This window comes from Microtetraspora sp. NBRC 16547, from assembly GCF_030268965.1.
GTDB lineage: Bacteria > Actinomycetota > Actinomycetes > Streptosporangiales > Streptosporangiaceae > Microtetraspora.
In genome coordinates, this window is record NZ_BSSE01000033.1 from 13,029 (window position 1) to 33,270 (window position 20,242).

At 69.2% G+C, this 20,242-nt stretch carries 18 protein-coding genes and 2 pseudogenes; 8 read left to right on the top strand and 12 right to left on the bottom strand.

The genetic code is table 11. The features are described 5' to 3' along the window. Window positions 1–71: 71 nt before the first annotated feature. The 4 genes from QSK17_RS30940 to QSK17_RS30955 all read right to left on the bottom strand — a co-directional run bounded on the left by QSK17_RS30940 (window position 72) and on the right by QSK17_RS30955 (window position 5,065). Complete coding sequence (locus QSK17_RS30940; RefSeq protein ID WP_285709117.1) at window positions 72–2,360, bottom strand: glycoside hydrolase family 6 protein; 2,289 nt, start codon at window positions 2,358–2,360, stop codon at window positions 72–74. Window positions 2,361–2,488: 128 nt separating this feature from the next. Then, complete coding sequence (locus tag QSK17_RS30945; RefSeq protein WP_285709119.1) at window positions 2,489–3,508, bottom strand: DNA polymerase IV; 1,020 nt, start codon at window positions 3,506–3,508, stop codon at window positions 2,489–2,491. A 76-nt stretch (window positions 3,509–3,584) separates the two neighbouring features. Then, window positions 3,585–4,757, bottom strand: coding sequence for a C40 family peptidase (locus tag QSK17_RS30950; RefSeq protein ID WP_502889329.1), 1,173 nt, complete (start codon window positions 4,755–4,757; stop codon window positions 3,585–3,587). Between the two features lie 5 nt (window positions 4,758–4,762). After that, window positions 4,763–5,065 (bottom strand): hypothetical protein, encoded by a 303-nt coding sequence (locus QSK17_RS30955; protein WP_285709123.1) that lies wholly within the window; start codon window positions 5,063–5,065, stop codon window positions 4,763–4,765. Window positions 5,066–5,219: 154 nt separating this feature from the next. Between QSK17_RS30955 and QSK17_RS30960 the strand changes: the two genes are divergently transcribed. Then, window positions 5,220–5,774, top strand: coding sequence for a GNAT family N-acetyltransferase (locus QSK17_RS30960; RefSeq protein WP_285709125.1), 555 nt, complete (start codon window positions 5,220–5,222; stop codon window positions 5,772–5,774). A 125-nt stretch (window positions 5,775–5,899) separates the two neighbouring features. Here the strand turns inward: QSK17_RS30960 and QSK17_RS30965 are convergent, their stop codons facing one another. Next, window positions 5,900–6,133 carry a cell division protein SepF gene (locus QSK17_RS30965; RefSeq protein WP_285709126.1) on the bottom strand — a complete coding sequence of 78 codons (234 nt, stop codon included), beginning with the start codon at window positions 6,131–6,133 and terminating at the stop codon, window positions 5,900–5,902. 283 nt (window positions 6,134–6,416) lie between these two features. Further along, a complete protein-coding gene (locus QSK17_RS36315; protein WP_352231873.1) occupies window positions 6,417–6,611 on the bottom strand; it encodes an MFS transporter in 195 nt (64 codons plus the stop codon). Window positions 6,612–6,745: 134 nt separating this feature from the next. Here QSK17_RS36315 and QSK17_RS30975 point away from each other — a divergent pair, with 134 nt between their 5' ends. After that, the gene (locus QSK17_RS30975) at window positions 6,746–7,429 is read left to right on the top strand and encodes a DsbA family protein (RefSeq protein ID WP_285709128.1); all 684 of its coding nucleotides are present in this window, start codon (window positions 6,746–6,748) and stop codon (window positions 7,427–7,429) included. 60 nt (window positions 7,430–7,489) lie between these two features. On the opposite strand, the pseudogene QSK17_RS30980 reads toward QSK17_RS30975, so the two are convergent. From QSK17_RS30980 to QSK17_RS30990, 3 genes and pseudogenes are all read right to left on the bottom strand, one after another. Continuing rightward, window positions 7,490–8,360, bottom strand: a pseudogene (locus QSK17_RS30980) (aldo/keto reductase). A gap of 176 nt (window positions 8,361–8,536) precedes the next feature. After that, a complete protein-coding gene (locus QSK17_RS30985; protein ID WP_285709130.1) occupies window positions 8,537–8,965 on the bottom strand; it encodes an MmcQ/YjbR family DNA-binding protein in 429 nt (142 codons plus the stop codon). A gap of 62 nt (window positions 8,966–9,027) precedes the next feature. Beyond that, window positions 9,028–10,077: an NAD-dependent epimerase/dehydratase family protein gene (locus QSK17_RS30990; protein WP_285709133.1), complete on the bottom strand. Its 1,050-nt coding sequence runs from the start codon at window positions 10,075–10,077 to the stop codon at window positions 9,028–9,030. 114 nt (window positions 10,078–10,191) lie between these two features. Between QSK17_RS30990 and QSK17_RS30995 the strand changes: the two genes are divergently transcribed. The 3 genes from QSK17_RS30995 (at window position 10,192) to QSK17_RS31005 (ending at window position 13,023) form a co-directional block, all read left to right on the top strand. Then, the gene (locus QSK17_RS30995; protein ID WP_285709136.1) at window positions 10,192–10,638 is read left to right on the top strand and encodes a DUF6789 family protein; all 447 of its coding nucleotides are present in this window, start codon (window positions 10,192–10,194) and stop codon (window positions 10,636–10,638) included. 117 nt (window positions 10,639–10,755) lie between these two features. Further along, a complete protein-coding gene (locus QSK17_RS31000; protein ID WP_285709139.1) occupies window positions 10,756–11,157 on the top strand; it encodes a DUF7144 family membrane protein in 402 nt (133 codons plus the stop codon). Between the two features lie 597 nt (window positions 11,158–11,754). After that, entirely contained in the window at window positions 11,755–13,023 is a 1,269-nt protein-coding gene (locus QSK17_RS31005) for an FAD-dependent monooxygenase (protein ID WP_285709141.1), read from the top strand. A 438-nt stretch (window positions 13,024–13,461) separates the two neighbouring features. Here the strand turns inward: QSK17_RS31005 and QSK17_RS31010 are convergent, their stop codons facing one another. Further along, window positions 13,462–14,001: a DUF1062 domain-containing protein gene (locus QSK17_RS31010; protein ID WP_285709143.1), complete on the bottom strand. Its 540-nt coding sequence runs from the start codon at window positions 13,999–14,001 to the stop codon at window positions 13,462–13,464. A gap of 321 nt (window positions 14,002–14,322) precedes the next feature. On the opposite strand from QSK17_RS31010, the pseudogene QSK17_RS31015 reads away from it, so the two are divergent. Next, window positions 14,323–14,556, top strand: a pseudogene (locus tag QSK17_RS31015) (tyrosine-type recombinase/integrase); the annotation flags it as partial. Between the two features lie 60 nt (window positions 14,557–14,616). Here the strand turns inward: QSK17_RS31015 and QSK17_RS31020 are convergent. Beyond that, window positions 14,617–15,336 carry a response regulator gene (locus QSK17_RS31020; RefSeq protein WP_285709146.1) on the bottom strand — a complete coding sequence of 240 codons (720 nt, stop codon included), beginning with the start codon at window positions 15,334–15,336 and terminating at the stop codon, window positions 14,617–14,619. Beyond that, complete coding sequence (locus QSK17_RS31025) at window positions 15,333–16,478, bottom strand: sensor histidine kinase (protein ID WP_285709148.1); 1,146 nt, start codon at window positions 16,476–16,478, stop codon at window positions 15,333–15,335. Before QSK17_RS31025 ends, QSK17_RS31020 begins: the two co-directional genes overlap by 4 nt. Before the next feature lie 212 nt (window positions 16,479–16,690). On the opposite strand from QSK17_RS31025, the gene QSK17_RS31030 reads away from it, so the two are divergent. Both QSK17_RS31030 and QSK17_RS31035 read left to right on the top strand, forming a co-directional pair. Then, complete coding sequence (locus QSK17_RS31030) at window positions 16,691–18,529, top strand: ABC transporter ATP-binding protein (protein WP_285709151.1); 1,839 nt, start codon at window positions 16,691–16,693, stop codon at window positions 18,527–18,529. Beyond that, window positions 18,526–20,241 (top strand): ABC transporter ATP-binding protein, encoded by a 1,716-nt coding sequence (locus QSK17_RS31035; RefSeq protein WP_285709155.1) that lies wholly within the window; start codon window positions 18,526–18,528, stop codon window positions 20,239–20,241. The genes QSK17_RS31030 and QSK17_RS31035 overlap by 4 nt, the downstream gene beginning before the upstream one ends. Window position 20,242: the final 1 nt, after the last annotated feature.

Below are 20,242 nucleotides of genomic sequence, written 5' to 3' on the forward strand. Positions count from 1 at the left end.
CGCCCTGGGCGACGCGACGGGGCAAAGATTGACGGGAGGGGCACTAAGTCCGACCCACGCTCGGCGAGCGGTCATCGCAGAGGCGGGACGGCGTCCTTCGCGCGCTGAAGGGCGAGTTCCGGCCACCAGGCGCCGCCTTGGGGGGTGACGATCCCGTAGACGGGGTCCGTGGATCCGGTCGTGCCGCGGGTGCACTGGTCGTCCGACATACCGACAGGCCGGAGCCACAGTAATGCGTCGGCGAGTCCACTGCCGGTCCGGGTGGTCGGTCGGACACCGGCGCCGCGTCCGGGAGGATTGCACCAGATCTGCGGGTCCCTGTACTTGCCCGACGGCGGGTTCCAGTCGCCCTTGCCGTTCCTGCTCGTGTCGATCACGAAGTGGGGCAGTCCTGCGGTGCTGTCGGGGATGGCGTCGATCTCCTCGTCAGGGCAGTTCCGCTTGAGTCCGGAGGACATGATCTTGACGCACTTGGCGAGTCGGGTGCCGTAGGCGATCAGCCGATCGGTCGGCTGGTAGCCCGCCGCGTTGAGAAAGAAGCCGTCGGCCTTCCCGACTCCTGCCTCGATCAGCCGTGCCGCGCTGACGTCGAGGGACGGCCAGCCGTCCATGCTGCCATCGAGATAGACGGCGGTGTGCGGCAGCGCGCCCAGGCGCTCGACGGCCGAAGCGAGTGCGTCGATCCTGGCCCGCTGGTCCTTCTCGTCGCCGAGGGCGCAGTCCTCGGAGCTTGGGAGCTCGGCGAGGCTGTCGGGTTCCAGCACGAACACCGCCGTACGGTCGCCGACCGCCCGCGCGATCGCGTCGATCCAGGCGAGGTACTCCTCGGAATTCGCCGCGCCGTTCGCGTTGCACGCGCGCAAGGGGATGTTGTCCGTGACGAAGACCGGCACCGCACCCTGCTGCGTCGCAGCGTCCAGCGTCGCGCTCGTGGCGCGGGCGGCCTCAGAGGCGGTCATCTCCCCCAGCCACGCGGCCTGGGGAATCTGGGCCAGTGTCCGCATCAGCGCCGCGTCCCCGGCTCGCCCCGACGCTTCCCAGGTGGACGCCTGACGGGTCGCGTCACTGCTGGGGCTCACGTAGAACCGTACGGCCGGACCGTGCAGCGGATTGTCATCGGGGCCGGTGTCTCCCGAGGTCTTCCCGGTGGAGCCGGGGGTTCCACCCGCTGATGCGGCGGACGGCTCCGACGGCGAAGTGGAGGACGCCTGTCGGTGACTTCCCTCCGATGCCGTCTGGACGGCGATGACGACCCCGGCCGTGGCGACCGCGGCGGCAGCGGTGGCGACTCCCGCGAAGAGGCGGGTCCGGCGGCTTCGGGGTGCGATGCCCGGCGAGCTCACGCGGGTCAGGGCCATGCCGCCGGCCACGTCACCTCCGGCGCCCCCGGCGCCTTCGGGGGCCAGGGCCTCTTCTTCTGGGACGCCGCCGTGCGCCCTCCCGGCCGTGGGGAGGGTCAGAGCGCCCGGCCTCGCCGTACCCGACGGCGTCATGCCCGGCTGCGCCGCATCTGCCCGCGGCGCGTCTGGTATTTCACCGATCGGAGTGCGGCCGGTGAGCACGTCGAGGAGCTGCTGCGCCGTGGGACGCTGGGCGGGATCCTTCGCCAGGGCCCATGCGACGATCGCCCGCAGCCCGGGTTCGAGCTGCGAAATATCGGGATCGTCATGAAGCACGCGATAGAAGATGTTGGAGATGGATTCCCCACCGAACGGCGCCTGGCCTGATGCGGCATACGTCACCAGAGCACCCCAGGAGAAGATGTCCGACGCCGAGGTCAGGCGCTCGCCGGTCACCTGCTCAGGCGACATGAAGGACGGCGTCCCCGCGATGATGTTGCTGACATGGGCGGCGTTCTCGGTGACCTGGGCGATGCCGAAGTCGATGACCTTGGGGCCGACAGGTGACAGCAGCACGTTCGCCGGCTTGAGATCCCGGTGGACCACCCCCGCGCTGTGGATCGCCTGCAGCGCGACGGCGACGTTCACCGCGACCGCCTCCAGGTTCGACCCGGAGAGCGGCCCCTGGGTTCGCACAGCCTCCTGCAGCGTGGGGCCGGGGACGTACTCCGTTGCCAGGTAGGCGACGTCGCCGTCCACATCGGCACCGAGTACCGCTGCGGTGCAGAAGCGGGCGACGCGCTGTGCGGCGGCCACCTCGCGTTCGAAGCGGCGCCGGAAATCCGGATCGGCCGCCCACTGCGGGTGGATCACCTTGACCGCGACCTGGCGGCCCTCCTGGTCCCGGCCGAGGAACACGGTGCCCATGCCGCCCTGACCGAGTCTGCCGAGGATGCGAAACGGCCCAACCTGTCCAGGGTCCCCGTCCCGCGGGCTGCGGCCCTCCGCACCGCTCGTCATGGTTCCCCCGATCGCCGGCTTTACGGCGTGATCCTAACCGGGCGATCCCGGCACTACCAGGGGAGACGTTCGCCGCCATCGCGCGATCTCCGTCCACCGGGGTCGGCTCGACCGTCCACCCCGGCCAGCTAGCTGGGGAATTCGGCTCTGACACCCAGCAGCCGCACCGGCCGCCGTTCGGCGAACCGGTCCAGGGCGGCGAGGGCGGCCTCCTCGATCGCCGACACCTCGGTGGTCGGCGTCGCCAGGGCGTAGCCATGGGTGTGAGTCAGGAAGGGTGCGTAGCGCACCTTGACCACGACGCGAGTGGCCGGTCGCCGCTCGGCGGCCACGTCGTACGCCACCCGCCGGGCCAGCCGTACGATCTCGTGCCGAACCTCGTCCCAGTCGTCGAGATCATGCTGGAAGGTGGTCTCACGGCTGCGCGAGCGCGGGACGTACGGCGTGCCGACCACCGGCGACGTGTCCTGGCCGAGGGCGAGCCGGACCAGCCACGGCCCGATCGTGGGGCCGAACCGCTCGGCGAGGGCACGCGGATCGGTGACCGCGAGCTCGGAGACGGTACCGATGCCCATCGCGGCGAGCCGCTTGGCGGTCTTGGCCCCCACGCCCCACAGCGCGTCCGTCGGCCGGTCGCCGAGCACCTCGAACCATGTCTCGTCGGTCAGCCTGAAGACACCGGCGGGCTTGCCGAAGCCGGTCGCCAGCTTGGCCTGCAGCTTGTTCCGCCCGATGCCGACGGTGCACTCGAGGTCGGTGGACTCGCGCACACGCCTTTGGATCAGGCGGGCCGTCTCCTCGGGATCGTCGTCGACCGCGAGGAACGCCTCGTCCCAGCCGACCACCTCCACCACGGCGTCGATCTCCCGCAGCGTCGCCATCACCTGGGACGACGCCGCTTCGTACGCCTCCCGGTCGACGGGCAGGAACACGGCGTCCGGACATCGCCGCGCCGCCGTGCGCAGCGGAAGGCCGGAGTGCACGCCGTACGGGCGCGCCTCGTAGGAGGCGGTGCTGACCACGCCGCGCTTCGTCGGATCCCCGTCGCCGCCGACGACCACCGGACGCCCACGCAGTTCCGGCCGGCGCAGCAGCTCGACGGCGGCGACGAACTGGTCGAGGTCGACGTGCAGCACCCAACGGGTCACATCTCATTGTGTTCCCCGTCCCACGCCGGCCGGTCGCCGACGTCGTACACCTGCGACAGGCGGTCAGCGGTTCTTGTCACTGGTTCCCTGGACGGGTGAAACCGACTCGGGGGGTCGAATAGTTGGCGTAGTTCTCGATGCGGACCACTGAGCGCGAGTTCGGCGCATGGATCATCGTGTGCTTCTCGGGGTCGAGCACGATTCCCACGTGATCGGGACTGCCGTCCCCGTTGTTGTCGAAGAAGATGAGGTCCCCCGCCTGCTCTGTGCCGTCGGGGATGCGAGGGCCCCGGAACCACTGGTCGGCGGCGACGCGCGGGATGCTGATCCCGGCCGCCTCGTACGCGCGCAGCGTCAGCCCGGAGCAGTCGAAGGAGTTCGGCCCGGTCGCGCCCCAGACGTAAGGATCGCCGAGCTGCTTGAGCGCGTAGTCGACGACGGCCCCGGCGCGCGGGTTGTTCGCCAGGCTGTGGGCGTTCGGCGGAACCCTGACGTCCTGCGACCGGTAGGTGACTCCCCCCGATCCGTACCCATGGGCACCCGTGGCCTGTGCGCCGGAACCGGAGCGAGAAGCAGGTGCGGCGCCCGAACCGGCGCCGGAGTCCGCACCAGGAGCCGCGCCGGTGCCGTCATAGCCCGCCAGCACGGTCCCCCCGTGCTGGAACGCGGGGTCGGGGATCCAGCGCATCGCAGGGTTGTTGCCCGGGACGAAGTCCTGGTCGCCGGGGGCGGGGATGGACGAGAAGAAGGCGAAGTCGCCGAGACGCTTGTTGATCTCGCCGGTCGCGTTCTTTACGGCCTCGACGGCCCGCTGTTTCGGTCCCGCGGCCGCCGCCACTCCCTTCTCCACCTGGGATCTGATGTGCGTCATCGAGATCGTGCTGCTGCTGGTGTTCCGCCGCTGCTCGTCCAGCCAGGCGCGTTTCTCGTTGTAGATCGTCTGGACCTCGCCCTTGGCGGTGCTCAGCGCCGTTTCCGCGGTTTGGAGGAGGCCGGCGCAGCCCTTCACGGCGCCGCTCATATCGGCGGCGGCCTTGGGATACCTCGCCATGTACGCGGCGAAGGCGTCGGCGGCCTCGCCGTTCCACGCGTCGTTCACCGAGTTCACCGCGCGCGTGAGGGCACCGGTGTGCGTGGTGATGTCGCCGGCGACTTTTCGCAGGTGGGCCAGGAGCGTGGTTATCCCCGACTCGTCAGCCGACAGTTCGTCGATGATGCGCTGGATGGGGTGGAGATAGGTGTCCCACATGTCCGTCACGCCCCCGCCTCCCGCGGCTTCGGCGGGTCCGCATTGCGGAGGTTCGTGGCGACCTGGTACAGGGAAGTCTCGACCTTGGTCAGGTTCTGCTCGACGTACCGGATCTCCGAGACGATCTTCTCCTGGAGCTTGCCGATCGCGTCGGCGAGAGGGCCGGACGTACCCTCGATTTTCCCGAAGCAGTCGCGGGCGACGCTCACGGATCCCTCGTCGGCGTCGGCCTTGAACTGGTTGCCGATGCCCTTGGCCTTGCCCGCGCACTCCTCCAGCGCCTCGAAGTAGACCTCGAACCCCGCCATGAAAGCTCCGCCTCAAGCGCTCCACTGACATCAGCCGTGTCGGAAATTTTACCATTTCAGTGATCAAGCCGGAGATCCTCCCACGTCCCACGGCCCGGCCGTATTCACGAACGGCCACAGAGGCCGGGTCCGGCGAGGTCGGTAATCTCCGTGCATGAAGATCCGACAAGGCATGACAAATGACATCGAAACGGTCGCGGCGCTGCACACCATGAGCTGGCGGACCGCCTACGCCGGGCTCATGCCGGACAGCTATCTCAACGGGCCGCTGCTGGACGAGCGCGCGAACCTGTGGCGTGGCCGCCTGACCGCCGAACCGCGACCGGGCGGCGACACCGCCTCGTGCCTGCTGATCGCCGAGGACGGCGATGCCGTCAGCGGATTCGTCTACCTCTTCCTCCAGGACGACGGCCGGATCCTGTTGGACAATCTCCACGTCAGCCCGGAACTGAAGCGTTCGGGCATCGGACGCCGTCTCATGCACCGCGCCTTCGGCTGGGCGTCCGCGAACCACCCCGGCCGGGACATCTACCTGGAGGTGCTCCGGGACAACGACTCGGCGCGCGCCTTCTACCTGCGCATGGGCGGCCGGCTGACCAGGGAGTTCGTGGAACGCTTTCCCGCGGGGTTCGACGTCGACGTTGTGGAGTACACCTGGGATCCGGCCGCTGTGAGCAGCGTCCTCGCTCCCGATCCGGTCACCCCGTAGGCGCCCGCCGTACAGGACGGGACATCGGCGGCGGTCCTGCGGGACACAGGGGCCGACCCGGCCCGAGCGAGTAATCGAGCGGCCCGCTCATTCCGGGACGGACCCCACCCGGGACGAGGGGGGCGTCACCGGTCCACCGGTCCCGCCATCCCGGCGGGCAGCAGCAGGAAGACCTTCTTCTCCAGACGATCCATCCTGCCCTGCCGCCCGAAGACGAGCCCGGCGGCGAAGTCCACGAACTGCTTGGCCTCGCTGTCGGGCAGACCCGTCAGATCCATCACCACCGGGACACCCGTACGGAAGAAATGCCCCACGTACAGCGCCTCGCTGTAGTCACTCGGCCGCAGCGTTTTGATCATCGGTCCAGTCTGCACCGGCTGTGGCGAACCGCCAAGGGAGCGGACGCGTGCGCGCGAGGAACGCCGCCCGCCGACCTCTCGCCGCATGTCCGGAGCGGCTGCGATCATGCGGGGGCGAGAGTGCTGATCAACCGGTCGCGTTCCCAGTGGCGAGTACTCCCGCCACGACGCGAGGTTGGTCATCAGGACCTGGCGGCGGGCGGCCGTCCGCTCATCAGCGCCATCGCCGCGCCGAGCCTCGCGGGTGGCAGCTCGTCGCGCACAATGCTGATGCCGAGCGGGATCACCCCGACGCCGGCCCCCCGCAGGATTCGCCAACCACCATGGGAACGAGCGAGTCGCTCAACGCGCACACCAGGGAGCCCGCGATCAGCAGCACCAGGCTGAACAGCAGCATCCGCCGCTTGCCGTACATGTCGGCGAGCCTGCTGACGACGGGAGTCGCGACCGCGCCGGCCAGCAGCGTCGAGGTGAACACCCAGGACGCGTCGGAGCGGTGGTACGCAGCAGGACGGGCAGCTCGGACACCAGCGGGAGCACGAGGGTCTGCGTGGGAGAAAGGTCCGGATACGATCAACCGCGGAACCTCGCGCCATTCTTAGGGGCAGTCTGATGGTGGGCACCTCCCGCTTCCAATCGATCCGCACGCGCGTGGTCAAGCTGGCCGTCGCCGCCGTCGCCCTCATCGTGCTGGCCGTCCTCTCGCTGGCGCCGAGCGGGCAGCGGGAGCAGGCCGCCGTCTCCGCGTCGGACCTCGTCTCGTTCCGTCCCGACGGAACCGTCCTGATGGCGCGCCCCGGAGTGACCGCCCCCGTCCTGGAGGTGTACGAGGACTACCAGTGCCCGTACTGCCGGGATTTCGAGCGGCTCAACGGCGGCGTCGCCAGGGAATGGGCGGTGCAGGGCAAGGTCGCGTTGATCATCCACCCATTCACGGTCTTCAGCGAGAACGCCGGGGTGACGCACGACAATTCGCGCCGCGCGCTGACGGCGTCCCTGTGCGTCACCGATCCCCGCAAGTGGCTGGCCTACCACGACGAGCTGTACGCCCACCAGCCCGAAGAGACGCTGGAGGGCGGCTTCCCCGTCGAGGAACTGGTGCGGTACGCGAAGGGGATCGGCATCGCCGAGGCCGGGTTCACCGCGTGCCTGAACTCCCGGGAGACCTCCGACCGCGCTGACGCGTTGTCGAGGCTCGCCCTCGACCGCGGTGTCCAGGGCACGCCGACCATCCGTCTGGACGGGCGTGACGTCGACTGGAGTCGGCCGTGGGCCACGCCCGCACAACAGGTTTGAGCCTCAGGGGCACCCGGAGAGCGAGAGCGTCGCTCATGCCCGAAGGCCCCTGAGAGGGATTCAGACGGCCTTTGTGAGGGCCTCGAACTCGTCGTCGGTCAGCTCGACGGCCGCCGCGGTGACGTTCTCCTCCAGGTGCGCGACCCGTGACGTGCCGGGGATCGGCAGCATCACAGGAGAGCGGCGCAGCAGCCAGGCCAGCGCGAGCTGGGCCGGGGTGACGCCGTGGTCCTTCGCCGCGCTCGCCAGCGGACCGCCCGGCTTGGCCAGCTCACCGGTCACGATCGGGAACCAGGGGATGAAGCCCAGCCCCTCCCGCTCCGCGTAGTCCAGCACCGCCTCCGACTGGCGGTTCACCAGGTTGTACAGGTTCTGCACGGAGATGATCTCGGTGATCGCCCTGGCCTGCTCGATCTCCTCCACGGAGACCTCAGACAACCCGATGTGCCGGATCTTGCCCTCGGCCTTCAGGTCGGCGAGCACGCCGAGCTGGTCGGCCAGCGGCACCTGCGGGTCGATCCGGTGCAGCTGCAGCAGGTCGATCCGGTCGAGTCGCAGCCGACGGAGCGACATCTCGACCTCCTGGCGGAGGTACTCCGGGCGGCCGACCGGGTGCCACTCCCCAGGGCCGGTGCGGACCAGGCCCGCCTTGGTCCCGATGACCAGCGAGTCGCCGTACGGGTACAGCGCCTCGGCGATGATCTCCTCGCTGACGTAGGGGCCATAGGAGTCGGCGGTGTCGATGAAGTTCACCCCGAGCTCCACGGCCCGACGCAGCACCGCGCGCCTCGCCCCGGTCGCGCGGCTCGCCCCAGATGCCCGGCCCGGTGAGCTGCATCGCGCCGTAACCGAGCCGAACAACCGGCAGATCTCCGCCGAGAAGGAAGGTGCCGCTCCGCTGTGCCGGAAGGTGCTCCGCCTGTCCAGCCATGTCTACCTCCAGAAGGTCGAAAGACGTTTCCCACCAGTCTCCGTGGTCCCGGAATCGAGCAAGATGGAGCCCCAGCCGAAGCGTCACTCCAGCGGACGCGTCACACACGCCGGCCGTGACTGATCAGGACGCGCCCAATCGGGGCGGAACCAGGTCATCGGGCACGAGGCACCGGATCAGAACAGGTCGTCAGAGTCGTCAGAGTCGTCGGGGACGTCGGGCACGAGGAGCGGAGCGGGTCTCCCGGCCGCCGCTTCGTACGCCTCGACCATCCGGCGGGGAGCCGTGAGGCACCACGCCTCGGTGAGCAGCTCGGCCAGCTCGTCCGGCCGCACCTTGTCCAGCCGGATCTGCACCCAGCCGAAGCGGCCCGAGGTGTAGGAATTCGCGAAGACCTCCGGGTCCTGCCCGACGAGCGCCTCCCGCTCCTCCACGGTCACCTTCACCAGGGCGAGGCCGGCGTCCTCCTGAAGGTAGGCGAAGCCCTTGCCGCGCACCTTGATCCCGATGTGCTTCGCCGGGGTGCCGACCTCGGCCTCCGGAAGCGTCCGCACGATCCGCAGGAACTCCTCGACACCGGCCGCTTGATCATGGAGATTACCCATGCGAGCAGGTCTACCAGCCGGGACCGACATTCTCCCGGGCCCGCGGCGGCGATCGCGCGAGGTCAGGCGCGCTGACCCACGGCCGTGGCGAGCTCCTTGATGCGGCCCTTCACTCCGGCTTCCGTCGCCAGCGGAGGTGTGTCCATCCCTTCCCCGCCGTACAGGCCTTCGAAGAACTCCTCCAGCGCCTGCCGCCCGGTGCGGCGGGGGTGCCAGCCCAGCTCGTCATGGGCCCGGGAGACGTCCATCAGAGGGATCTTCAGCGCCATCTCCAGGAGTTCGGGCGACGCGGGCACCAGGCGCAGGTGCCAGCCGGCCGCCACCGCCGCCTTCGCGAACACGGCCGGCGTCCTCACCGTACGCGCGCCGAGGATCTCCGCCAGCACGTCCGGCGTGATGACCGGGTCGGCGGCGATGTTGAAGGCGCCGACGACGGGACGGGTCACCGCGAGCCGGTAGGCCTCCGCGGCGTCCTCGGCGTGCAGGGCCTGCAACCGCAGCCCCGGGATGTCCGGCACGAACGGCACCAGCCCGGGACGCACCAGCCGCCTCGGCAGGAACGGGCCCGCGAATATGCGCCGCTGCTCGGTAGCGGCCTCGCGCTTGAAGATGAAGCCCGGCCGCATCCGGACGACGCGGACAGCGGGGTGATCCCGCTCGAAGATGTCCAGCAGCCGCTCGACGTAGGCCTTCTCCCGCCCGTACGCGGCCTTCGGCCAGCCGTGGGTCGGCCACGTCTCGTCGACGGCCTGGTCCCTCGGCCCGGGTGAGTACGCGCCGACCGACGAGGCGTAGACCAGCGTGGCCGCGCCCGCCTTCGCGGCCGCGTCGAACACCCGCTGGCTGCCCGTCACGTTGGTCCGCCAGGTCGTCACCGGGTCATGGGTCGGCTGGAACAGCCAGGCCAGATGGACCACGGCGTCGGCGCCCGTGAAGATCTGCGCCAGGTCCGCCGTGCTGACGTCGGCCGCCCGCCACTCCGTCTTGCCGGGCCGCCACCCGGGGAACCGCCTCGCGACCCCCACGATCGAGGTGACGTCGGGATCCGATTCCAGCGCGGAGACCAGGCTCGTTCCGACGTTGCCGGTCGCTCCGACCACGACTACTCGCATGCGGCGTCCGCTGCCCGGGTGACGACCGTCAAAACACGTCCTGCCTGCGGGTTCGCCCGTTTCGCCCGAGCCGCGGACGGGCATGAGGGGATCTCTCGGGGAAGAAGGGTGATCATGTTGACGAAGCTGCTGCACGGCGCCGCCAGCGGTGCCCTCGCCACCGTGGCGCTGACCGCGGTGTCGCTGGCGGGAGACCAGGCCGGGCTGATGCGCGACCAGCCGTCCAGACAGGTCACCCCCGGCCCTCCTCTCCGGCGCGTGAGCCGCCGAGCCCCGCGCGGGGAGGCGCTCGCCCACTTCGGTTTCGGCGTGGCGTCCGGTGTCGTGTTCTGTGCCCTCTCGCGAGGGCGGCGGGCCCGGCTGCCACTGGGCGTCGGGTACGCCCTGGCGGCCTGGATCGCGAGCCAGAACGGCTGGGTGCCGCGCATCGGCATCCTCCCGCCGGAGACCCGGGACGACTCCTGCCGCACCGCCGTGGCGGCCGCCGGACACGTGGTCTACGGCATGGTCCTCGTGGCCACCATGAACCGCCTTCTCGGCCGGACGCCTCCCACGGTGTGACCACTACCGAGCCGCACCGTCGTCCACGGGGGCCACGGACCTGCCGGGAAGTTTGCATTCATCCCCACATAGCGGCGACACGCGCGGGAACGCCACCGACTGTCCAAGGGGGCTGCGATGGTCAACGGCAAAGTCACAGCATGGGTCGGCTGGATCTGGTTCGCCGGAACCCTGATGATCATGGACGGCGTCTTCAACGCGATCACCGGCCTGGTCGCCATCTTCAACCGCAACTTCTTCATCCGCTCGGGAAGGGACGTGGTGCTGATCCCCCTCACCGGCATGGGGTGGTTCCACCTGATCATCGGGATCACTCTGCTCGCCGTCGGCGCGGCGCTGATCGCCGGGCAGGTGTGGGCACGACTGGTGGCGGTCATCCTGGTCGCGGTGAACGCCGTCGCGCACATGATGACGCTGCCCGCCTACCCCTGGTGGTCGATCACCATGATCGCCATCGACATCTTCATCCTGTACGCGTTGGTCGTGCACGGCGAGGAGGCCCGGCGGGCCCACGGCTAGGGAGTGTTTCGTGGATCTTTGCCGTAGCGAGGATCGGCCAGATGGATGCGTCGCAAGGCGGAGAAGGAGGTCGGAGCGGAGCCTCCGGCCGACACTCCCGGGCCCCGCGGAAAGTCCGAGCTTGCGAGGAGTTTTCGTGGGTGGGGCGACAACGCCGCGAGGCGCCATCTGGCCGACCGCAGTAGGCCAAAAAGATCCACGAAACACGACCTAGTCAGATTGCGCTCGGTCAAGGCTTACCGCGGCTCCGACGCCGCGTGAGGGCCCGAGGCGAACTCCGCGCGAAAACAAAGAGGCCGCTCCTCGGAGGGAACGGCCTCTGACATTGGTGGAGCTATGGGGATTTGAGGGCGGGAGCCGTACCACTTTCGGGTGAAGCGTTTCGGCCCGGCACCGATCTCCGTACGGGAGGTCCGGATCTTCCCGGAACACATCAGGCCGGACGAGCCGCTCGTGCCGCTCGTGCCGGAGTTCCGCGACCACCGGGACGCGCACGGGCCCTGGCGGCTCGGCGCCTGGCCGGATGACCTGGGCAGACACTACCCTCTGCTACCCTATGATGCTAATTGATTACTCTAAGTAACAACGGGGGCTATTGTGAAGATCGCCTGCGTCGGCGGCGGACCAGCCAGCCTGTACTTCTCGATCCTGATGAAACGGGTGGACCCATCCCACGACATCACCGTCCACGAGCGGAACCCAGCCGGTTCGACATACGGCTGGGGCGTGACCTACTGGGACGAACTACTCAACTACCTCCACGGCGCCGACCCCGAATCCGCACGCACCATCGAGGAGAACTCAGTCCGCTGGAACAGATGGGAGATGCACGTCCACGACCGCGCCACGGTGGCGACGGTGACAGGGGAAGACTGGGGCGAAGGCTTCGGCATCGGCCGGCAGCAACTGCTCGACATCCTCACCGAACGCGCCCGCTCCCTCGGCGTGCACATCGAGTTCGAACACGAGATCACCGACAGGGACGAACTCGCCGACGCCGACCTCGTCGTCGCCGGCGACGGCGTCAACAGCCTGCTGCGCAAACGCCACACCGATCACTTCGGCTCCGAGATCACGGTCGGACGCAACGTCTACGCCTGGCTCGGCACCACCAAGGTCTTCCGCTCCTTCACCTTCACCTTCGTGGAGACCGCGCACGGCTGGATCTGGTGCTACGGCTACGGATTCAGCAAGGACCACAGCACCTGCGTCATCGAATGCTCCCCCACCACCTGGAAAGGACTCGGACTCCACCAGGCGAACGAAGCCGACAGCCTGGCCCTCCTGGAGAAACTCTTCGCCGACACCCTGGACGGACACCCACTGATCGCCCAGGCGCGCACCGAAGACGGCACACACTGGCTGAACTTCCGCACTTTGACCAACCGGACGTGGTACCACGACAACCTCGTCCTGCTCGGAGACGCCGCGCACACCACCCACTACTCCATCGGCGCCGGCACCGCCCTCGCACTGGAAGACACCGCCTACCTGGTCAACGCACTACACGGGGAGACACAACTCCAGACCGCCCTCGCCCGCTACGACCGGGAACGCCAAGCCGCGATCCGCCTCTCCCTGAGAGCCGCCCGCTACAGCGCCCGATGGTACGAGAACCTCCCGCGCTACGTCGGCCTTCCACCGGAGCAACTGTTCGAACTGCTCGGCCAGCGGCGCTCCCCGCTCCTCCCGCACATCCCACCACGGCTGTACTACCGGCTCGGCCAGGCGGCCGACCAGTTGTACTACCGGCTCGGCCAGGCGGCCGATCAGTTCAGGTCGCTACGCAACCGCGGACGCCGGCCCGACCCCGGACCACACGAACCACACACGCCGGAACAACCGGACGAGATGATCCCGCGCTGACCCGCCCCGGGACGAAAACGCGACCACCGGCGCCGCCGCACCACGTACGCCGAGGCGGAGGGGGGCGGTGCACGGGAGTGAAGGTCACGGAGACGGTGTATCGCAAGCAGCTGCGGCCGATGCTCCTGGAAGGTGCCGAAGCGATGGACGGCATCTTCAAGCCGTAGTCACTCAGAAGATGAAAGAGGCCGGTCCCGCTGGGCGGAACCGGCCTCTGACATTGGTGGAGCTATGGGGATTTGAACCCCAGACCCCTTCGATTGCGAACCCTGGGTACCGGTGCTGGGGCAGGTCGACGTATGCCAACCAGTGCCGTCCCGTACAGGGTGGATGCCTTCCTGTGGGCCGCGTAGCCGTCCCGTGGCAGCAGGTTCGCTGACTTCTCGCTGATTCGCGCACGGATGCTTGAGGGGATTGCGCGCCGCGGCTACATCCCCGCTAGTCCCCGGCCATCACGGTAAAGGTGAACCCGGCGCTCGTCGGACGGCGCAGCGGAATGTCGCACTTGATCCGGCGCAGCACCTCGTTCCTGCTGAGGCCGAGCCCCTGCGCGATGAGCCGCTCCGGGCGCACCGGCACCGGATCCTCGAAGACGACCTCCACCTGGACCGGCCACGCCTCGTCGAGCCATGCCGACGGGGTGTCCAGCCGCCCGGCCCCCGTCCAGTCCAGGGTGAAGCGGTTGCGCCGGGCGAGCAGCGGATCCAACAGCCTGGACGCCACCAGCTCCGGATCGTTGACGCGGTAGCCGTCGAGCTCGGCCGGATCGAAGGATCTGACCGGCGCTCGCTCGTGCACGGTGAGCTTGCTCGTCCGATCGCAGGACACGCAGCGGACCAGCAGCCACACGTCCAGCAGCTTGCCGTTGGCGTTGACGCGGAACCTGCCCTCGCCGGTGGTGGCCGACTCCGACCGGCAGTCCACGCACCGCAACGACAGCAGAGGCAGCCTGGTCCGACGAACGACCCAGGGCAGCACAGTATGAGGTTGTGAAGACATGATCTCTCTAGACCTGACACGAGGCCGATTACGCGCGACCTCAAACGCTGTATGACCGGGTGCACAAGGGCAGCCCGGCAGAACCGACGGGAGGGTCGGCTACAGGTGAGCGGAAGAAGGTGTCAGGTCTAAAGAGCAGGCGGGGTCACGCGGTTTTTTCCTCTGTCCTCACTGCGACGGGGCCACAGGCAACCTACGGGAACGCGGAAGGAAGGCTCAAACGGTTTTCCGGCGGCGGTGGTCCCTGTCGCTTGAGCTCACCCCCGCAAGTCCGCAACCGGATGGCCCGAGCACGCCGGCGCCCGCAGGCAGGATCACGACCTCGTCTTCGCATCAACGGTCGGCACCGAGCTCGACTCCCACAACGTACGGCGAGCCTTCCGTAAGGTCCTCAAGAAGGCGGGGCTGAGCGAGAAGGAGTGGACGCCCCGTGAGATGCGGCACAGCTTCGTCTCACTGCTGTCGGACGGTGGTGTCCCCATCGAGAACATCTCGCGCCTGGTCGGCCGCAGCAACACGAAGGTGACCGAGACCGTCTACCGCAAGCAGCTCCGCCCGATGCTCCTCGAAGGTCGTCCTCGGCGGCGCGGTAGTTCACGGCCGGGGACGTGGCGCGCGCGCCAGGCCGGTCTGGTAGGCGAGCACGACGAGCTGCGCGCGGTCGCGTGCGCCAAGCTTGGTCATGGCGTGGTTGGCGTGGGTCTTGACGGTGAGCGGGCTGAGCGTGAGCTGGCGGGCGATGTCCGTGTTGGACATCCCGTCGGCGACCAGGGCTACCACCTCGCGCTCGCGGTCGGTGAGGGTGGCAAGCAACGGCGAAGGGCGGACCGGCTCTCTGTCGTGCAGCGTGAGGAACCTGGCGATGAGGCCCCGGGTGGCGGACGGCGAAAGCAGCTTGTCGCCGCGGGCGACCGTGCGGATCGCGTCGATCAGGGCGTCCGGGCGCGCGCCCTTGCCAAGAAACCCGCTGGCCCCCGACCGCAGCGCCTCGAAGACGTACTCGTCGATCTCGAACGTCGTCAGGATCAGCACCCGTACCCCAGCGAGGCTGTCGTCAGCGGCGATCCGCCGGGTAGCGGCCAGCCCGTCAAGGCCCGGCATCTGGATGTCCATCAAGACGACGTCGGCACGTGCCTCGCGGGCGACCCGGACCGCGTCGTGGCCGGTGGCCGCTTCGCCCACCACCGTCAGCCCTGGCGCACGGTCGATCACCAGCCGCAGGCCCGCGCGGATAAGTTCCTGGTCGTCGGCGAGGACCACTCGGGTCGGCGCCGTGGCGGCGGACGCCGGCGAGGCGGGCGCGGTCCCAGTCACGAGCCCTCGATCCCGGCCGCGCGCAGCGGAAGCTCGGCGAAGACGCGGTAGCCTCCCTCGAGCCTCGGCCCTGCCGACAGCCGTCCGCCCAGGGCGCCCACCCGCTCTCGCATGCCCACGATGCCGTGCCCTTCGGGCATGCGCCGGCCGCCCTGGGTGACCGCCTTGCCCTCGTCCTCGACTGCCAGCCTGAGCGCCCCAGGCGCGTACCCGAGCCGCACCACCGCAGTATCGCAGTCCGCGTGCTTGCGGGTGTTGGTCAGCGACTCCTGTATGACCCGGTAGGCGGTCAGCTCCACCGCCTCGGGTAACGGCCTGGCCTGGCCGGTCACCTCGCGGGTGACCCGCAGGCCCGCGCCGGCGAATGAGCAGATCAGCTCCTCGAGCTGGTCAAGTCCCTGCACCGGCTCCGCCGGCTCCAGGCCGGGCTCGCGCAGCAGCCCGACGGTCAGCCGCAGGTCCTCGAGGGCTTCTTCGCTGGCCCGCTGGATGTGCGCGACCGACTCCCTGGCCTGCGACCGGTCCTCGTCGTCGAGCAGGCAGGCCAGCGCGCCGGCCTGCACGTTGATCAGGGCGACATGATGCCCGACGGCGTCGTGCAGTTCCCGGGCGATCCGCAGCCGTTCCTCGGCAACGCGGCGCTTCGCCTCGTCCTCCCTGGCCTGCTCGGCGCGCCTGGCGCGCTCGTCGGCTTCGGCAACGTAGGCATGGTGGCTACGGGCGGCGAAGCCGGTGGTCACCGCCAGGGACGCCCACAGCAGCACGACGAAGCCCGTGATGCCGGGATGGGTGATCAGCGAGGCGGTGACCAGGACCACCTTGACGGCGACGCCGACCGCGAGCGTCCGCACCTGACCGGAACCCAGCGCAATCGAGTACAGCGCGTAGAAGACCGCTGGCAAGGTCAGCGGGTAGGCCATACCGTCCGCCATCAGCACAACCGACCCGATGACGGCGACCGCCACGATGGCGATCGGGAACCGCCGGCACGCCACCAAGACCGCGTAGACCACGACGGACACCGCCCAGTTGAGCGGCTGGTGAGAACTCAGCGCATGCCGGACGTCGGCGGGGATCGTCACCACCGCGAACAGCACCATCGACATGATCGCCGAAAACAGGAGCAGCTGCTGCCTGGACATCAGCCTGCTCCACACACTCGCCCACATACCAGGACTGTAAGCAATCGCCCTCGCCATCCGCGACTGAACTACTGCCGATGCAGTAGGCGAAGCCGAAGGCCGCACCGGATGGCGCGGTAACGCCCTGCGTAGTCGCTGCGGCTGGCCGACGACCAGGGCGGCTGAGACCCCGACGATGGGGAGCCGAACCGAAAGGAACGGGTGGGAGGGCAATGAACGCGATCGACTCTGCGGAGGCGGGCCAGCGGTACAAGCCGTTAGCGGATGCCGATTCCGCATCGGAGCAGAGCATGGCGAAACTGCTGCGCCCTCATGTCTGGAGCTTCGCCGCGGTTGTGGTCCTGCAGGTGATCGGCGCCATCGCGGGTCTGGCGCCGCTGCTGGCGGTCGTCGAATTGGGTCGAAGCCTGTTGTCGCCCGGCCCGATCGATCACGGCCATGTCTGGACCGTGGTCATCGCGGGTGCGGTCGGCTTATTCATCCGGCTGGTGTTCACGGGCGCTTCGTACGGAACCGGGCATGTTCTCGACGGCCAGGTGCAGCTGACGTTCCACCGGCAACTGGCCGCGCGGCTGGGGCGCGTGCCGATCGGCTGGTTCTCCCGGCGCAGGACCGGCGAGCTGGCGAAGGTGGTCGGGGAGGACGTGAGTGCCGTGCACCCGTTCATCGCCCACGCCCCCGGCGAATTGGTCGCCGCGTTCGTGGTGCCGCTGGTGTCGCTGATCTACTTGCTCACCATCGACTGGCGGCTCACGCTGATCACGCTGATCCCGGTGGTGATGGCCATAGCGCTGGTCCCGCTGCTGATGCTCCCTGCCCGGACGCGCGAGCAGGAGGAGTTCGACGCGGCGATGGGGCGGATCGCCAGCTCCGTCGTCGAGTTCGTGCAAGGGATCTCGGTGGTCAAGGCGTTCGGCGGAGGCGAGCGCGCCCACCGCAAATTCCTCACGGCCGTGGACGATTTCGTCAGCACCTTCTTCCGGTGGGTGCGCGGCATGTCCCTCGTTGCCGCGGGGATGCAGCTGGCGCTGTCGCCGCCGTTCGTGCTGCTGGTCGTGCTGATCGGCGGCACGGCTCTGATCACGTCCGGCAGTCTGGCCCCGGCCGACCTGCTGCCCTTCCTGCTGCTCGGTCTGGGGCTGACCGCTCCGGTGGCGGCACTCGGCCACGGCTTCGACGACATGCAGGCCGCCGGCCGCGCGGTTGGCCGGATCAAGGAAGTGCTCGAGGCACGGTCGCTGCCGGAGCCCGCGCAGCCGGTCGCGCCGCAGGGGCACCGGGTCGAGCTGCGTGACGTTCGATTCGGTTACGAGGACGATCGCGAGGTGCTGCGGGGGATCGACCTGGTGCTCGAGCCCGGGACGGTCACCGCGGTCGTCGGGCCGTCCGGCAGCGGGAAGTCCACGCTGGTCCAGCTGCTGCCGCGCTTCTTCGATCCGACCCACGGCTCGGTTACCCTGGGCGGCGTCGATCTGCGCGAGATCGGCAGCCGGCAGCTGTACCGGCTGGTCTCCTTCGTCTTTCAGGACGTTCGCCTGCTGCGCGCGTCGGTCGCGGACAACATCGCGCTGGCGGTGCCGCACGCCGACCGCGAGGACGTGATCCGCGCCGCCCGGCTGGCGAACATTCACGACCGGATCCTCGAGCTGCCTCGCGGATACGACACGGTGATCGGCGAGGAGGCCAAACTGTCGGGCGGCGAGGCACAGCGGATCTCGCTCGCACGCGCGCTGCTCGCCGACGCGCCCGTTCTGGTGCTCGACGAGGCGACCGCCTTCGCCGACCCGCAGACCGAACAGGCGGTGCGCCATGCCTTGGCGACGCTGGCGGGCGATCGGACGATTCTGGTCATCGCCCACCGTCTGGAGACGGTCGCCGACGCCGACACCGTCGTGGTTCTGGAGGACGGCCAGATCGTCGAACGCGGCAGGCCCGCCGAGCTGCTGGCACAGGACGGAAAGTTCGCCGCGTTCTGGCAATCCCACCGATCGGCGATCGCCGACGAGATCGAAACCCGCGGTGGCGTACTGCAAGGAGACGAGTCTCGATGATCCGAATGCTGCTGCGCGTACTGGGATACGAGTACGCCCAGGCGATGCGTCGCACCGTGGCCATGATGACGGTAACCGCGATAGCCGAGGGTTTGTCCTACGCGCTGCTGGTTCCGGTGCTGCAGGCGCTGCTCGGGGGCAAGCCCGGCGATGCCGGGCCGTGGCTGATCGCGTTCGGGGCCGCGGTCGCGGTCTACGCCGTGCTGCGCTATCGCAGTGACCTGTCGGGCATGCGCGTCGGGACCATGATGTTGCGTGGCATGTACTACCGGCTCGGCGAGCATCTGGCCCGGCTGCCCATCGGCTGGTACAACGCCGGGCGGGTCGGCGAGGTGTCCGTCATGGCCAGCCGCGGCCTCCTGCAGGCGATGGGCGTGGCGGCGCATCTGCTGGCACCGTTCATCTCCGCCCTGGTCACCCCCCTGACGATCGTCGTCGTGATGATCGCCTTCAACTGGCAGCTGGGGCTGGCCGCGTTGATCGCCGCGCCCATCGTGGCGGCGATCCAGGCCTGGACGGCCCGCTCGATGGCCGCCATCGATGCCGAGCGCCACGAACGCGACAAGGAGGCCACCGGGCGAGTCATCGAATTCCTCCAGGCACAGCCGGTGCTGCGCGCCGGCGGCCGGACCGGCGAGCGCTTCAAGCTGCTCGACGACTCGCTGCAGGAGGTCCAGCGCGCGTCCCGCCGTACCGTGCTGGGGACGCTGCCCGGCACCGTGGGCCTGACGCTCACGGTGCAGGCGATCTTCACCGTGCTGCTGGTCCTGGGCACCTACCTCGCGCTCGGCGGGAACATCGGCGCGGCAGAGGTCCTGACGATCCTGGTGCTGGGCGCTCGCTGCGTTGATCCGCTGCTGTCGCTGGCGGACATCGGCGGCAAGCTCCGCGGCGCACGGGCCGAGCTGGCCAGGCTCGACACGGTCCTGAGCACCGAGCCGCTGCCGGAAGCCCACGAGCCGATCCAGCCCGAACGCCATGACCTCGAATTCCAGTCGGTGACCTTCCGGCACGGCGACCGCACGGTGATCGACGACCTGTCGTTGTCCGTGCCACAGGGACAGCGGCTCGCCGTCGTCGGACCGTCGGGTGCCGGCAAGAGCACGTTGCTGCAGCTGCTCGCCCGGTTCTACGACCTGGACCAGGGCGCGGTGCGCGTGGGTGGTGTGGACGTGCGCTCGATCGGCACCGAGGAGTTGATGGCGAAGATCGCCATCGTCTTCCAGGACGTCTATCTCTTCGACGGCACGATCGAGGAGAACGTCCGTCTCGGCCGTCCCGACGCCAGCGAAGCCGAGGTGCGGGCGGCCGCGACCGCGGCGCGGGTGGACGAGGTGATCGCGCGGCTGCCCGGCGGATGGGAGACGAACGTCGGCGAGGGCGGCGCGCTGCTGTCGGGCGGTGAGCGCCAGCGCGTCTCGATCGCGCGGGCGCTGCTGAAGAACGCGCCCATCGTGCTGCTGGACGAGGTGACCTCCGCGCTGGACCCGGTGAACGAGGCGGCCGTCCACGAGGGCATCGAGCGCCTGATGGCAGGCCGGATGGTGGTGATGGCGGCGCATCGGCTGCGGACCGTCCAACGCGCCGACCACATCGTGTTCATGGACGGCGGCCGGATCGTGGAGGAAGGCACCCACGACGAGCTGCTGCGCCGCGGCGGCCGCTACGCCGACTTCTGGAACATCTCCATGGCACCGGTAGCGAGTGAATGAG

What these genes read in the sequence shown, in the direction of transcription:
- QSK17_RS30940 (WP_285709117.1), bottom strand. Translation starts at nt 2,360, where the DNA reads ATGACGAGCGGTGCGGAGGGCCGCAGCCCGCGGGACGGGGACCCTGGA.
- QSK17_RS30950 (WP_502889329.1), bottom strand. Translation starts at nt 4,757, where the DNA reads ATGTGGGACACCTATCTCCACCCCATCCAGCGCATCATCGACGAACTG.
- QSK17_RS30955 (WP_285709123.1), bottom strand. Translation starts at nt 5,065, where the DNA reads ATGGCGGGGTTCGAGGTCTACTTCGAGGCGCTGGAGGAGTGCGCGGGC.
- QSK17_RS30960 (WP_285709125.1), top strand. Translation starts at nt 5,220, where the DNA reads ATGAAGATCCGACAAGGCATGACAAATGACATCGAAACGGTCGCGGCG.
- QSK17_RS30965 (WP_285709126.1), bottom strand. Translation starts at nt 6,133, where the DNA reads ATGATCAAAACGCTGCGGCCGAGTGACTACAGCGAGGCGCTGTACGTG.
- QSK17_RS30975 (WP_285709128.1), top strand. Translation starts at nt 6,746, where the DNA reads ATGGTGGGCACCTCCCGCTTCCAATCGATCCGCACGCGCGTGGTCAAG.
- QSK17_RS30985 (WP_285709130.1), bottom strand. Translation starts at nt 8,965, where the DNA reads ATGGGTAATCTCCATGATCAAGCGGCCGGTGTCGAGGAGTTCCTGCGG.
- QSK17_RS30990 (WP_285709133.1), bottom strand. Translation starts at nt 10,077, where the DNA reads ATGCGAGTAGTCGTGGTCGGAGCGACCGGCAACGTCGGAACGAGCCTG.
- QSK17_RS30995 (WP_285709136.1), top strand. Translation starts at nt 10,192, where the DNA reads ATGTTGACGAAGCTGCTGCACGGCGCCGCCAGCGGTGCCCTCGCCACC.
- QSK17_RS31000 (WP_285709139.1), top strand. Translation starts at nt 10,756, where the DNA reads ATGGTCAACGGCAAAGTCACAGCATGGGTCGGCTGGATCTGGTTCGCC.
- QSK17_RS31025 (WP_285709148.1), bottom strand. Translation starts at nt 16,478, where the DNA reads ATGTCCAGGCAGCAGCTGCTCCTGTTTTCGGCGATCATGTCGATGGTG.
- QSK17_RS31030 (WP_285709151.1), top strand. Translation starts at nt 16,691, where the DNA reads ATGAACGCGATCGACTCTGCGGAGGCGGGCCAGCGGTACAAGCCGTTA.
- QSK17_RS31035 (WP_285709155.1), top strand. Translation starts at nt 18,526, where the DNA reads ATGATCCGAATGCTGCTGCGCGTACTGGGATACGAGTACGCCCAGGCG.